Source organism: Phenylobacterium soli, from assembly GCF_003254475.1.
Taxonomy (GTDB): Bacteria; Pseudomonadota; Alphaproteobacteria; order Caulobacterales; family Caulobacteraceae; genus Phenylobacterium; species Phenylobacterium soli.
In genome coordinates this window covers 137,871-150,571 of sequence record NZ_QFYQ01000001.1, presented here as the reverse complement: position 1 = coordinate 150,571, position 12,701 = coordinate 137,871, and the positions used below count along the sequence as shown (strand labels likewise).

The following is a 12,701-nucleotide window of genomic DNA, read 5'->3' as shown; positions in this document are numbered from 1 at the left end:
CTAGCTGCACTTCGCCTGGGCGGCGACCTGTCCGGCGCGCGCCTTGACGCTCGTCGCCTTGGGATAGTGCTTGGGCAGCTCGGCCAGCGCCTGGCAGGCGTCCGACGGCTTCTTCAACGCCACCAGCTCGCGCGCCAGCTCGACCACCGCATCGGGCGCCCAGGTCGTCTGTGGCCAGCCGCGGATCGCGCCGATGTAGGCGGTCGCCGCCTCGGCGTGCGCCCCGCGCACCGACAGGGTCTTGCCCCACCAGTAGCGCGCCTCCGGCGTCTTCGGCGCGTCCGGATAGGCCTGGACGTAATCGCGGAACGCCCCCTCCGCGCCGTCGTAATTGCCGGCCAGCATCAGCTGGCGGGCGTGGGCGAAGGCTTCGGTCGGGGTCGGGCCGTCCGCGGCCGGGGCCGCGGTGGGGCCGGCGGCGGGGGGCGGGGGTTGCGCCGCCGCCTCCTGCCTCTGCTCCAGCGCCGTCAGCCGGTCGGTGAGCGCCTTCACCTGGGCCGACAGGGCGGCGTTGTCCTTGCGCGCCTGGTCGAGGTCGTGGGTCGCGGTCTCCAGCGAGCCGTTGATCCGGGTCAGCGACTGTTCGAGGTCGCTGATCCGGTTCGTGAACTCCGCCATCCGCGCGTCGGTGTCCGCCGGCTCCACGACCACCGGCTTGCCGGTGTCTCGGCCCTTGAAGACGATGTCGCGCATCTCCCTGACGACCTTCTCCATGTTGTCGAGACGGCGGGCGTCACGCTTGGAGATGGACTCGTCGATCGGGACCTGGGCGAAGGCCGGCAGGGCCACGGGGCCGGCGGCGAGCGCCAGCCCCAGAAGCACGGCCGGGACCGAGGCAGGAAACGCGCGACTGCGGCCGGTCATCAGCGGGTCCGGGCGCCCGAGACGATGGCCGTGCGGGCGTTGCGGTTGTGCTGGTCGGCTTCGTCGCCGCTGCCCTGGTCGATCGGCTTCTCCTTGCCGTAGGAGATGGTGGTGATCCGGGACGGGGCGACGCCCTGCGAGACGAGGAAGTCGCGCACCGTGTTGGCCCGGCGGGCGCCGAGGGCCAGGTTGTACTCGCGGGTGCCGCGTTCGTCGCAGTTGCCCTCGATGCGGACCATCACCGCCGGGTACTTCTTCAGCCAGGCGGCCTGGGAGGCCAGCAGCGGCTGGGCGTCGGCGCGGATGTCGTAGCGGTCGAAGTCGAAATAGACGCGGTCGCCGACGTTGACGGTGAAGTCCTGCTCGGAGCCGGGCAGGGCCTGCTCGCTCACTGGGCCGGGCGTCGGCGCGGGCGCGGGCGTCGAGGGCGCCGGCGCGGGCGTGGTCGGCGTCGTCGGGTAGGCCGGCTTCGGCTTCGAGGCGCAGGCGGCCATCGAGGCCGCGGCGGCCCCGACGAGGACCAGACGCAAGGCGGTCTTGCGGTTCAGGCTCATGACCATGGCGAAGACGTCTCCTTCGGTTTCAAGGGGTGAGAGTCCAACGATGACGGTGAAGGCGCAAGTCTATTGCAGCAGAGGCGACCAGGCGGGGTCGGACGCCGCGCCCGGATAGGGCACCGGCTGCAGGATCCTGCCCGTCACGTCGACGGTCCACAGCTTGGAGGCGCCGGCCGAGGTCTCGCGCGAGAACATCAGCACCCGGCCGTTCGGCGCCCAGGTCGGGCCCTCGTCGAGGTAGCTCGAGGTCAGGAGCCGCTCGTCCGAGCCGTCCGGCTTCATCACCCCGATGTGGAATTCGCCGCCGGTCTGCTTGGTGAAGGCGATGAACTCCCCGGTCGGGCTCCAGACCGGGGTCGTGTACTTGCCCTGGCCGTAGGAGATCCGCCGCGGGTTCGAGCCGTCGGCGTTCATCACGTAGAGCTGCGGCGTGCCGGAGCGGTCGGAGTTGAAGACGATCTGGCGCCCGTCCGGCGAGAACGACGGCGAGGTGTCGATCGCCGGGTCGGCGGTCAGCCGGGCGCTGGTGTGGCTGTGCAGGTCCATGACGAAGATGTCGCTGTTGCCGCTCCGCTCGACGGAGAAGGCCACCTTCGAGCCGTCCGGCGAAAAGCGCGGGGCGAACACCATGCCCGGGAACTGGCCGAGGCTCTCGCGGCGCACGGTTTCGAGGTTCAGCAGGTAGACCGACGAGCCCTCGGGCCGCAGCGCCATGTAGGTGATCTCCTGGCTGTTGGAGGAGAACCGCGGGGTCATGACGATCGACGAGCCGTCGGTCAGGTAGCTCGGGTTGGCGCCGTCCTGGTCCATGATCGCCAGGCGCTTGACCTTGGACCCGCGCCCGCCGCTCTCGGCGACGAACACCACCCGGGTGTCGAAATAGCCCTTCTCGCCGGTCAGCCGCTCATAGACCGCGTCCGAAATCTTGTGCGCGATGCGCCGCCAGTTCTCGGGGCTGGCGGTGAACTCCAGGCCCAGCAGCTGCTGCTCGGAATAGACGTCCCACAGGCGGAAGGAGACGCGCAGCCGGCCGTTGTCGTTGACCACCTGGCCATTCAGCAGGGCCTGGGCGTTGATCTGCTTCCAGGCCGGGAAGCGCGGCTGCACCGCGATCGACAGGTCGTGGTCGACGAAGCTGGCCGGATCGAGCGGCCGGAACAGGCCCGAGCGGCTCAGGTTGTTGGAGATCACCCCGGCGATGTCGCCGCCCACCTGGCCGCCGCCGAAGGCGGGGATCGCGATCGGCAGGGGCTGGACGTCGCCGCGGTTAACGTTGACCTCGATCTCGGCGCGCGCCGCCTGCGGGCCCGCCAGGCTGACCGCGCAGGCCGCCAAGAGGGTCAGGACCAGGGTCGTCAGCCGCATGGATGCGCTCCGAAGAAGGGTCACGAACAGGCCTCGCGTGCGTTGAAGTTGACGGTGATCCGCTGACCATAGAACTCCCGGGGCAGGTCCCGGAACGGGGCGGCGGCATAGACGGCGCGCACCGCCCGGTCGGCGGCGGCCTGGCCCACGGCGCTCTGCGGCCCGCGCAGGATCTGCGAGCTCACGTCGCCCACCACATTGCCGCCGGCGCCGAGCTGGAAGCCGACCTTGATCACCACGTCGCGGCCGCCCTCGACCTCGCAGTTGGGATTCCAGCGGCGCTGCAGCTCGTTGGCGAGGCCGCTCATGGCGGCGGCGGAATTGCCGGAGCCGGCGGCGGGCCGCGCCTGCAGGGCGGTCTCCGGTCGGGCCGGGCCCTTGGTGGCGGACGAGGGCTTCGGCGGCGTCGGCTTGATCGACTTCGAGAGGCTGGCCGCCAGGGCGTCGAAGTCGAGGCTCTTTTCGGGCTTCGGCTGCGGCTTGGCGGGGGCCGGCTTGGGCGTCGGCGTCGGGACCGGCTTGGCCGGCTCGGGTTTTGGAGAGGGCGCGGGCGGCGGCGGCGCGGCCTGCGGCGGCGGGCTCGCCTGGGGCGGGGCCTCGGCCACCGGCTGCTCGGTCTGGGCGGTCTGTTCCTGCGGCGCCTGCTCGGCGGCCTTGAGGTCCGTCGCCGGGGCGTTGGCGACGATGGTCACCGGCACCACCGTGCCGATCTTCAGGTCGTGCGAGAAACGCCAGGAGATCAGCAGGGCGGCGAGCACCGTCCCGTGCAGGGCGAGCGAGCCCAGGAACGCCGGCGAGACCTCGCTGCGTCTCACGGCTGCGGCGCCTCCTGCGCGGCCGGCGCCGTGTCCGCCGGCTTGGCGCCCGAGGACGGCCCCCCCGTGTCGGTGATCAGGTTGATCGAGCTGAAGCCCGAGGTCGACAGCGAGGCCATGACCTGGGCGACGATCTGGTAGGAGGCGCGGCCGTCGGCGCGCACGTAGATCGGCTTGGCGTGGTTGTCGCCGGCCATCTCCCGCAGGCGCGGGCTGAGCTGGGCGAAGGCCACCGGATCGTCCTGCAGGAAGATCGAGCCATCGGCGCGGATGGAGACTGTCAGCGGCTCGTTCTGGTTCTGGATCGAGCCGGCCTCGGTCTTGGGCAGCTCCACCGGCACGCCGGCCGTGAGCAGCGGCGCCGAGATCATGAAGATGATCAGCAGCACCAGCATCACGTCGACCAGCGGGGTGACGTTGATCTCCGACAGCGTGCCGCGCCGGCCGCGGCCGTAACGGCGGCGGCTGCGGCGTCCGCCCGAGGCGGCGAAGGCGTCGTTGGCCGACAGCCCCATGCCTCAGACCTTTTCCGCCAGCCGCCGCTGGATGGCGGTCGAGAGGTCGTCGGCGAAGCCTTCCAGCCGGGCCGAGAACTTGCCGGCCTTGGTCGAGAAGGCGTTGAAGGCGATGTAGGCCGGGATCGCCGCGATCAGGCCGATGGCGGTGGCGAACAGCGCCTCGGCGATCGCCGGGGCGACGACCGCCAGGTTGGTGTTCTTCTGGATGGCGATCGCCTGGAAGGCGCTCATGATGCCCCAGACCGTGCCGAACAGGCCGATGAACGGCGAGGCGGTGGCGACGATGGCCAGCACGCCCAGGCCCTCCTCCACTTTCTGGCTCTCGCGGGCGATGATGGTGTCGAGCACCCGGTCGATGCGCTGGATCAGGAACGCCGCCTGGGCGCCCTCGACGCCGCCCTTGGCGCGGGCGTCGCGCCACTCGCGCAGCGCCTGCTGCAGCATGCGGGGCAGGGCGTGGGTCGGCCGCTCGCCGGCCTCGGCGGCGACCTCCTCGAGGCTGCGGCCCGAGCTCACCGCGTCCTCGAAGCGGTCGGCCTCGCGGTTCAGTCGCGTGAAGCGGAAGGTCTTGTCGATGATCACCGTCCAGGACCACAGCGAGGCCAGCGCCAGGCCGGCCAGCACCAGCTTCACCACCCAGCTCGCCTGCAGGAGCTGGTGCACGAGGGAGAAGGATTCAGGCGAGACGGCGGCGGCGGGATCCATGCGGCTGTAACGCTCCGGAATGTGACACGCCCCGGTTGGCGTGCTGTGGTGGCGGCTTTAAGGCAATTCGCTCAACCGAACAGGGGCTGAAGGGCGGCGATCAGGTCGCCCGGCGGACGCCTGGGACGCCCGTCCATGCCGATGCAGGCGGCCTCCACGGCCGCTGTGGCGATCAGGTCATCGCCGCGGAAAATCCGCTGGCTGATCATCAGCCGCGGCCCCTTCACGGCGTCGTAGGTGGTGCGCACCAGAAGCGCGTCGTCCACCCGGGCCGCGCGCTTGTACTCGACGGCGATCCTGGTGACCGTGAAGGCCGCCGGATCGGGCAGCTGCAGCAGGCCCTGATGGCTGACGCCCGCCAGCCGCAGGAAGTCCGACCGCCCCCGCTCGAAATAGCGCAGGTAGTTGGCGTGGTAGACCACGCCGGTGAAGTCGGTGTCCTCGTAGTAGATGCGCACCGGCAGGACGTGCTCGCGCCCCTCCAGCCAGCCCATGGAGGGTTCGCTCGTCGCGGGTTTCGGCGGCTGGGTCATTCGTCGAACAAACCCGCCTGGCCCGGCTTCGGCTGCGTCGGCGCCGACAGCCCGAGGTGCTCGTAGGCGCGCGCGGTGGCCATCCGCCCGCGCGGCGTGCGCTGGATGAAGCCCTGCTGCATCAGGAACGGCTCGATAACGTCCTCCACCGCATCGCGCGCCTCGGCGATGGCGTAGGCGAGGGTCTCCACCCCGGCCGGGCCGCCGGCGTAGTTCTCGATCAGGGCGCGCAGGTACTTGCGGTCCAGGGCGTCGAGCCCGTGCTCGTCCACGTCCAGGCGCGCCAGGGCCGAGGCGGCGGCCCTGCGGTCGATGATCTCCGCCCCGTCGGCGGCCGCGAAGTCGCGCACCCGGCGCAGCAGCCGGCCGGCCACCCGCGGCGTCCCGCGCGAGCGGCGGGCGATCTCGGCCGCGCCCTCGGCGTCCATGGCCAAGCCCATCTTGCCCGCCGCCCCGGCCAGCACCTTCTGCAGCTCGGCCGGGGTGTAGAACTCCAGCCGCAACGGGATGCCGAAGCGGTCGCGCAGCGGCGTCGCCAGAAGGCCCGCCCGCGTCGTCGCCGCGACCAGGGTGAAGGGCGCGAGGTCGATGCGGATCGAGCGCGCCGACGGCCCCTCGCCGATGACCAGGTCGAGCACATGATCTTCCATCGCCGGATAGAGGATCTCCTCGACGTTGGACGCCAGCCGGTGGATCTCGTCGATGAACAGGACGTCGCGCGGCTCGAGGTTGGTCAGGATCGCGGCCAGGTCGCCGGCCTTGGCCAGCACCGGCCCGGAGGTGGCGCGGAAGTTCACCCCGAGCTCGCGGGCGACGATCTGGGCGAGGGTGGTCTTGCCGAGGCCCGGCGGGCCGAACAGCAGCACGTGGTCCAGCGCCTCGGCCCGGTTCTTCGCCCCCTCGATGAAGACGCGCAGATTGGCCTTGGCCTGCTCCTGGCCGACGAACTCGGCCAGGGTCTGCGGCCGCAGCGCGCGGTCCTGCGGCTCGAACGCCTCGGGCTCGCCGGAGACCAGCCGGGTCATCGCCCGAGCTCCTGCAGGGCGGCCTTGATCAGCGCCGGGGCGGGGGCGTCCTCGCCCAGGCGAACGGCGGCCTGCTCGACCACCCGCCGCGCCTGCGGCTCGGCGACGCCCAGGCCCATCAGCGCGGCCACCGCCTCGCCGGCCAGCGAGGGCTTCGCGGGCTCGGGCGCGGCGATGTTGGCGTGGAAGGTCGCGGCCGGGCCGCTGCCCAGCGGCTTGCCCTTCAGCTCGGTGACGATGCGCAGGGCGAGCTTGGGGCCCACGCCCTGGGCGCGGGCGACGGCGGCCTTGTCCTCGCGCGCCACCGCGGCGGCGAGCTCGCCCGGCGGCAGCACGTCGAGCACCGCCAGCGCCGCCTTGGGCCCGACGCCCTGGATCGTCTTCAGGGTCACGAACACCTGGCGGTCGTCGCGGGTGGGAAACCCGTAGAGGGTGATGCCGGTCTGCTCGGCCCACTGGGTCTCCACGTGCAGCACCGTCTCGCCGCCGATCTCGGGCAGGCGCGACAGGGTGCGCGCGCCGCAGCGCACGACATAGCCGACCCCCGCCACGTCGATGAGGGCTTCTTCCTCGCCCACCTCGGCGACGATCCCGCGCAGGCGACCGATCATGTCCGACTCACGTTCAGCATCTGTTCCAGTCGTACCGGAAGCCGAGTCGCTTGAGCAATCGTGAAGGCGCGGGCCTTACGCCGCGCCCGTTCAGGCAGCGCCGCGGATCGTCCGGGTCTTGCGGGCATGGGCGTGGGCGATGGCCACGGCCAGGGCGTCGGCCGCGTCCGAGGTGGTGTCGCCGGCCGTCGGCAGCAGGCGGCGGATCATGAAGCCGACCTGGGCCTTGTCGGCGCCGCCGGTCCCGACCACCGCCTTCTTGACCACGGTGGGGGCGTATTCGGCCACCGACAGGCCGGCGCGGGCCGGGGCGATCAGGCACGCCGCGCGGGCGTGGCCGAGCTTCAGGGTCGAGGAGGCGTTGACGTTGACGAAGGTCTCCTCCACCGCCGCTTCGTCAGGCCGGTGGGCGGCGATCACCTGGCTGATCTCCTCGAACAGGAACAGCAGCCGCTCGGCGAAGGGCAGGGTTTCCTTGGGGGCGATCACCCCGTGCGCCACATGGCCGAGCCGCATGCCGTCGATCGTCACCACGCCCCAGCCGGTGCGGCGAAGGCCTGGGTCGAGGCCCAGGATGCGGAGCGGCTGATTCGGCGTCATCGCCGCAAGGATGACGCCGGCGGCGCCTCACCGCCAGAAGTGAAAGGTGTCGAAGCCGATGCGGATGGCGTCGAACGGCACGCCGAGCGCGGTCGTCACCCCGGCGCCCGCGCCGAACAGCACCTGGCCGGCCACGGGCGAGAGGAAGATCAGCAGGAAGAAGCCGATCATCACCAGCCCCTCCACCTTGCGCAGGCCAGGCTCCCAGGCGAGCGGCAGGAACGGCCGGATGACGCCGAAGCCGTCGAGCCCGGGGATCGGCATTAGGTTGAGGATCAGCGCCGTGCCTTGCAGGAAGGCGAGGAACGCCAGGGCCGGATAGACCGCCCCGTCGCCGCCCACCTCGGCCCAGACCCGCAGGATGGTGCTCAGCATCAGCAGGACCAGCAGGGTGGCGAACGGTCCGGCCAGGGCCGAGGCGGCGCGCCACACCGGCCCGCGCATCAGGTCGGTGCGCACATAGACCGCTCCGCCGGGAAAGCCGATGCCGCCCAGCGCCAGGAACAGCAGCGGCAGGACGAAGCTGGTGCCGAGGTCGCCGTAGCGGCGCGGGTCGAAGGCGAGGTAGCCCTTGGCCTTCACCGTGTGGTCGCCGCCCATGTAGGCGACGATGGCGTGGGCGAACTCGTGGGCCATCACCGACAGGCCCCAGCCCAGCATCACGAACAGGAAGGTCAGGATCCCCGGCGCGACGCCGCGGGTCAGGCCGTAGCCGCAGGCCAGGAAGGCGGCCAGCAGCGCCAGGCCGACCAGGTTGTTCGGCGGCTTGTGGGCGGCGTGGGACGTCGGCGGCGGGGGATCTGCCGGCGTGGTCGGGACGGCGGTGGTCAACCGACGATCACCTTCTCCTCGCCCCACCAGAGCGGCGACTTTTCGAGGTCGATGAACTTCTTCTCGTCCTCGAGCAGCAGGGCCCCGGCCTTCTGCGCCTCCGACTTCTGGCCGTTGGCGATGATGGCCTCCAGGCTGTCGAACCACAGCTCGGCCACCCCGTCGTACTCGGGCGGGGCGTTGCGGCTCTCGCGGATACCGGCGCTGAGCTCCGGCCCGGCCGAGTGCAACTGGGCATAGCGCCGGATCTGCAGGGTCTCGGCGACGCTCGCCACCAGCGGCCCGTGCTTGTTGAGCCAGTAGTCCTGGAACTCCTCGCGGCTGAGGTGCGGCAGGCGGGTGAGGCAGAAGGTGAGCTTGATCACGGCTGGGGGCTCGCAGGCTGGGGGCTCGCAGGCGGAGGGACGGTGGCGGCGGGCGCGGTCTCGGCCGGCGGCGTCCAGGCGACGCGCCGGGCGGTGAGGATCGGGATCGGCTTCTTCAGCATCTCGCCCTTCATCACCCCGACGCCCTTGGTCGGGTCGCGCGGCGCGGCCAGCATCTTCTTGACTACGTCCATGCCCTGCACCACCCGCCCGAAGGCGGCGTAGCCGGGGTTGGCCTTGGGGTCCTTCGGATCGGCGTCGAGGTAGGTCTGGTCACCGACGCAGATCGAGAAGTTGGCGGTCGCCGTGCCCGGCGCGTAGCGGGTCATGGAGATCGTGCCGTCGGTGTGCGACAGGCCGGTCTTGGCCGTGCTCTCATGGGCGATCGGCGGATAGAGCTTCTTGGGATCGGTGCCCACCCCGCCCTGCAGGATACCGTAGTCGAAGGTCTTGTCGCCGGGCGGCGTCGAGGACCGGTAGAAGGTCGCCCCGTCCATCCGCTTGGTGTCCACGTAGTGCAGGAAGTTGCGCACGGTGATCGGCGCCTTGTCGGCATAGAGCTCGACGACGATGTCGCCCTCGGCGGTGTGCAGCTTCACGAACGGGTCGGCCTTGGCGGCGGGCTGAGCCGCTGGGGCTTGGGCCAGGGCAGGCCCGGCGGCGAGCGTGGCGAGAAGGGCGATGAGGGTGCGCTTGCTGAGCATGGGCCGAGCATAGAGCCGCCCAAGGGGCCGCGTCATCAGGCGCGCTCACCCGACGCCGCCCCTAGACCATCCAACGCCTAGATCATCCAACCCAGGTTGCGCGTGCTGGCGAGCAGGGCGTGGACGTCGTCCGCGGTCTGGTAGTCGCCGGCCACCTGGCCGCGGTTGTTGATGTCGAACAGGCTGTAGCTGTCGGACTCGGTGAACATCCCGTCCTTGTAGACGAACCCCGGCGCGGCCTGGCCGCCCTTGTACGAATAGCCGACGATCTCGCCCTGGTTGTTGATCCCGTTCAGCCGGGTGCCGAACGAGCCGGGGACGTCCAGGGTCGTGAACGTCCCGTGGTCGTAGATGAAGCCGTGCTGCACGCCGCCGGCCCAGTAGGCGCCGACGATCTCGCCCTTGTCGTTGATCCCCAGCGCCTCCGTCGAGCTCGCGCCCGGAACGTCGATGACCGTGAAGGCGCCATGCTCGTAGATGAAGCCGTGGCCGCCGCCGGAGTCGAAGTAGAACCCGACCACCTCGCCCCGGTCGTTGATCTTGGTGGGCTCGGTCTGCAGGGCGTCCGGCGCGCTGAAGGTCTCGTAGCTTCCCTTGTCGTAGATGAAGCCAATGAGCTGCTGCTTCTCGGCGGTCTCATACATCCCGAGGATCTGGCCGCGGTCGTTGATATCGGAGAGGGCGGTGTAGACCGCGCCCGGATAGTCGAAACCGGTAAGCTGTCCGTTCTCGTAGACCATCCCGTGATGGTGGGTGTCGACGTAGCTGCCGACCATGTCGCCCTGGTTGTTGAGACCACCGCCGTAGGACCAGACCGCACCGGGAAAATCCAGCACCTGGACCGCCGGGGCCGCGCCGCCGTGGGCGGGCGCCATCTGCTGAGACTTCATGTCGAACGTCCTCGCTTTGCCGCCGCATCAACCGGGGCGAAGGCGATTTGTTCGGCGCGTTCCGGAGCCTAGCGGCAGGGGCCGTAGGTGTCGGTCTGGCCCTTGGAGCGCAGGCCGGCCGGCGTGGCGATCAGCGTCTGGACCCGTTCGGCGCACAGGTGGCGGGCGCGGCCGGCGGTCGTCAGGACGATCTGCTCGCCGGCCACGACCCTGGCGCTGCGGCCGTCGGGCGCGATCTCGATGCGTGAGATGAGCGTGGTTTCGGCCACCTTCGACTTGGCCCGCGCCCGGCGTGTCTGCGCGCGGGCCTCGGCCAGGGTGCTCGTGCCGTAGGGCACCACCCGGCCGTCCTTGGCCCGGCCCTGGTCGGTGAAGGTCGCGCCCGGCGCGAACAGCGCGAAGTAGCGGCCAAGGTCGCCGGCGTTCCAGGCCTTGGACTGTCGCCCGACGAAGTCCCGGACCGCAGGCTCGGTGAGCCGCGTCGGGGCGGCCGCCAGGGCCGGCTCGCCGAGGGCCAACAGCCCGATCAGGAAAAGGGTCCGCATCATGGTCCGCCGTAGCCATACCGCCACGGCGGACCGATGGGCACGGATTACTTCTTCGCCGCGCTCAGCTTGGCCTGGATCTTCTTGGCCTCGTCCGAGTGCTTCTGGATGATCGGCACGGCCTTGCCGGCGGCGGCCTTCAGGCCGGCGTCGCCGCCGTCCTTGGCGTAGCCCTGCATCAGGGTCAGTGCCTCGTCGTGGGCCGAGACCTGCTGGTCGATGTAGGTCTTGTCGAAGTCGGCGTCGGGGGCGGCCTTGAGGTTGTCGAGGAAGCCCTTGCGGCGCTGGTCGAGGTCGGCCGGCGGGGTCTGGCCGGCGGCGGTGATCAGCGGCTTCATCTCGTTCGACAGCTTGGTGTGGTCGCTGACCATCATCTTGGCGAAGGCCTTCACCTCGGGGTTCTTCGACCGCTGCTCGGCCATCTTGGCTGCCTGGATCTCGTACATGTCCGACTGGGCGGCGTTCGAGACGAACGCGCCGGTGTCGCGCGCGCCCATGGTCGCGGCGCTGGTCGTGCCGACCGCCGCGCCCATGGCGTCCTGGGCCTTGTTCACCGGCTCGCTCTGGCCGGGATTCATGTTGGAGGCGGTGTTGGAGGCGCTCTGCGCCGTGTTGGAGGCCTTGTTGCAGGCGGCCAGCGACAGGGCGGCGGTCGCGGCGGCGCAGACGAGGATGGCTCGGTTCATCTTGGGGGCTCCCTCTGGGTTCGTCACGAAACCGAGAGCGGCAGAGCTTGGTTCCGGCGCACGTCAAATGAAGCGTCGGCGCACGTTGCGGCGGCGCCCGGTTCGGGCCAAATGAGCGGCATGAGCCCGCCCGAACCCGCCACCCCCGATCCCCGCGAAGAGAAGCGGCGCAGGCTGATGGGCCGCGCCATGGTGGTCGGCCTGCTCCTGCTCCTGCTCGCCTACGTGCTCGCCACCTTCGTGCGGTGACCCGGTGAGCTGGATGGTGGGCGTGATGGTCGAGACGGCGGACGAGCCGAAGCCCGTGCGCCACTTCTTCGCCGTCGGCCACGACGACCGCAACCGCGCCGAATGGGCGGCGGTCGACCAGGCGCTGACCCTGGGCCAGGTGGCGACCAGCCCGGTCGGCGGGGTCGAGCCCGTGGAGGCCTTCGCCCGCCTCTCGCCAAAGGTCGTCAAGCGCATGGCCCTGCGCGAAGGCGCGGTCCGCCCGCTCGGCGCGCTCTGGCCCCGCCGCTGGCTGGCCTGACGCCCCGCTACTTCGCCTCGGCGACGCCCTTCATGACCTGGACCACGTGGGTGAACATGCCCGTGCGGCCGGCCACGTCTTTGGCCTTGTCGGCGCCGGCCGGCAGGGCCGCGGCGTCGTAGACCAAGGTGTAGATCAGCTTCGATTTGGCCGCGCCTTCCGGGCGGATCTCCACCGTGCCGTGGTAGTCGATCGGCGACTTCGGCTGGGCGTAGGTGTAGGACCAGGCGGTGCGCGAGACGAGCACCTCGTCCACCCGGTCGGCGATCCGGCGCACCGCGCCCACCTCGTCGGCCTTGCCGGAGGTGATCACGCAGCTGGTCTTCATCCAGGCGCCGATGTCGCAGTAGCCGCCGATCTTCTTCCAGGCCACGTCGGCCGGCACGTCGAGGCCGGTTTCGATCGGGATGGTCACGTAATCGGCGGCCCGCGCGGCGCCGGCGGCGGCGGCGATGGCGAGCCCGGCGAGGACGGCGTGGCGGATGGTCATTCGGTTTCCCCCTTCTTTATCCGCCCAGTCGAGCACAGCTCGGCGGCGCCGCCAAACGCCAATGAACC

The 12,701-nt window shown here is 70.9% G+C and carries 19 protein-coding genes; 2 read left to right on the top strand and 17 right to left on the bottom strand.

The window, feature by feature from the left end; translation table 11 throughout:
* The 16 genes from ybgF to DJ017_RS00700 form a co-directional block, all read right to left on the bottom strand.
* Entirely contained in the window at window positions 1-822 is an 822-nt protein-coding gene (gene ybgF / locus DJ017_RS00780) for a tol-pal system protein YbgF (RefSeq protein WP_226999970.1), read from the bottom strand.
* Window positions 823-863: 41 nt separating this feature from the next.
* On the bottom strand, window positions 864-1,418 hold the full coding sequence (gene pal / locus DJ017_RS00775) for a peptidoglycan-associated lipoprotein Pal (protein ID WP_111529907.1): 555 nt from the start codon (window positions 1,416-1,418) through the stop codon (window positions 864-866).
* 69 nt (window positions 1,419-1,487) lie between these two features.
* Window positions 1,488-2,786: a Tol-Pal system beta propeller repeat protein TolB gene (gene tolB, locus DJ017_RS00770; protein WP_111526918.1), complete on the bottom strand. Its 1,299-nt coding sequence runs from the start codon at window positions 2,784-2,786 to the stop codon at window positions 1,488-1,490.
* A 20-nt stretch (window positions 2,787-2,806) separates the two neighbouring features.
* Window positions 2,807-3,601: an energy transducer TonB gene (locus DJ017_RS20205; RefSeq protein WP_165830488.1), complete on the bottom strand. Its 795-nt coding sequence runs from the start codon at window positions 3,599-3,601 to the stop codon at window positions 2,807-2,809.
* A complete protein-coding gene (locus tag DJ017_RS00755; protein ID WP_111526916.1) occupies window positions 3,598-4,116 on the bottom strand; it encodes an ExbD/TolR family protein in 519 nt (172 codons plus the stop codon). Before DJ017_RS00755 ends, DJ017_RS20205 begins: the two co-directional genes overlap by 4 nt.
* A 3-nt stretch (window positions 4,117-4,119) precedes the next feature.
* Window positions 4,120-4,824, bottom strand: coding sequence for a protein TolQ (gene tolQ / locus DJ017_RS00750; RefSeq protein ID WP_111526915.1), 705 nt, complete (start codon window positions 4,822-4,824; stop codon window positions 4,120-4,122).
* 71 nt (window positions 4,825-4,895) lie between these two features.
* A complete protein-coding gene (locus DJ017_RS00745) occupies window positions 4,896-5,357 on the bottom strand; it encodes a YbgC/FadM family acyl-CoA thioesterase (protein WP_111526914.1) in 462 nt (153 codons plus the stop codon).
* Window positions 5,354-6,382 (bottom strand): Holliday junction branch migration DNA helicase RuvB, encoded by a 1,029-nt coding sequence (ruvB, locus tag DJ017_RS00740; RefSeq protein WP_111526913.1) that lies wholly within the window; start codon window positions 6,380-6,382, stop codon window positions 5,354-5,356. The genes DJ017_RS00745 and ruvB overlap by 4 nt, the downstream gene beginning before the upstream one ends.
* Window positions 6,379-6,993, bottom strand: coding sequence for a Holliday junction branch migration protein RuvA (gene ruvA, locus DJ017_RS00735; protein WP_111526912.1), 615 nt, complete (start codon window positions 6,991-6,993; stop codon window positions 6,379-6,381). The genes ruvB and ruvA overlap by 4 nt, the downstream gene beginning before the upstream one ends.
* Window positions 6,994-7,083: 90 nt before the next feature.
* A complete protein-coding gene (gene ruvC, locus DJ017_RS00730) occupies window positions 7,084-7,593 on the bottom strand; it encodes a crossover junction endodeoxyribonuclease RuvC (protein ID WP_111526911.1) in 510 nt (169 codons plus the stop codon).
* Between the two features lie 27 nt (window positions 7,594-7,620).
* Window positions 7,621-8,424, bottom strand: coding sequence for a site-2 protease family protein (locus DJ017_RS00725; protein WP_111526910.1), 804 nt, complete (start codon window positions 8,422-8,424; stop codon window positions 7,621-7,623).
* Window positions 8,421-8,789, bottom strand: a complete 369-nt coding sequence (locus DJ017_RS00720; RefSeq protein WP_111526909.1) for an EthD domain-containing protein — start codon at window positions 8,787-8,789, stop codon at window positions 8,421-8,423. The genes DJ017_RS00725 and DJ017_RS00720 overlap by 4 nt, the downstream gene beginning before the upstream one ends.
* Entirely contained in the window at window positions 8,786-9,493 is a 708-nt protein-coding gene (locus tag DJ017_RS00715; protein WP_111526908.1) for a peptidylprolyl isomerase, read from the bottom strand. Before DJ017_RS00715 ends, DJ017_RS00720 begins: the two co-directional genes overlap by 4 nt.
* Window positions 9,494-9,570: 77 nt before the next feature.
* Entirely contained in the window at window positions 9,571-10,383 is an 813-nt protein-coding gene (locus DJ017_RS00710) for a hypothetical protein (RefSeq protein WP_111526907.1), read from the bottom strand.
* A gap of 68 nt (window positions 10,384-10,451) precedes the next feature.
* Window positions 10,452-10,928, bottom strand: coding sequence for a Cif family virulence factor (locus tag DJ017_RS00705; protein WP_165830487.1), 477 nt, complete (start codon window positions 10,926-10,928; stop codon window positions 10,452-10,454).
* A 47-nt stretch (window positions 10,929-10,975) separates the two neighbouring features.
* Window positions 10,976-11,614 (bottom strand): DUF4142 domain-containing protein, encoded by a 639-nt coding sequence (locus DJ017_RS00700; protein WP_111526905.1) that lies wholly within the window; start codon window positions 11,612-11,614, stop codon window positions 10,976-10,978.
* Window positions 11,615-11,734: 120 nt separating this feature from the next.
* On the opposite strand from DJ017_RS00700, the gene DJ017_RS20915 reads away from it, so the two are divergent.
* A complete protein-coding gene (locus DJ017_RS20915) occupies window positions 11,735-11,863 on the top strand; it encodes a hypothetical protein (protein WP_264371473.1) in 129 nt (42 codons plus the stop codon).
* A 13-nt stretch (window positions 11,864-11,876) separates the two neighbouring features.
* Window positions 11,877-12,143, top strand: a complete 267-nt coding sequence (locus DJ017_RS00695) for a hypothetical protein (protein WP_111526904.1) — start codon at window positions 11,877-11,879, stop codon at window positions 12,141-12,143.
* 7 nt (window positions 12,144-12,150) lie between these two features.
* Here DJ017_RS00695 and DJ017_RS00690 read toward each other — a convergent pair whose 3' ends face one another.
* On the bottom strand, window positions 12,151-12,633 hold the full coding sequence (locus DJ017_RS00690) for an SRPBCC family protein (protein WP_111526903.1): 483 nt from the start codon (window positions 12,631-12,633) through the stop codon (window positions 12,151-12,153).
* Window positions 12,634-12,701: the final 68 nt, after the last annotated feature.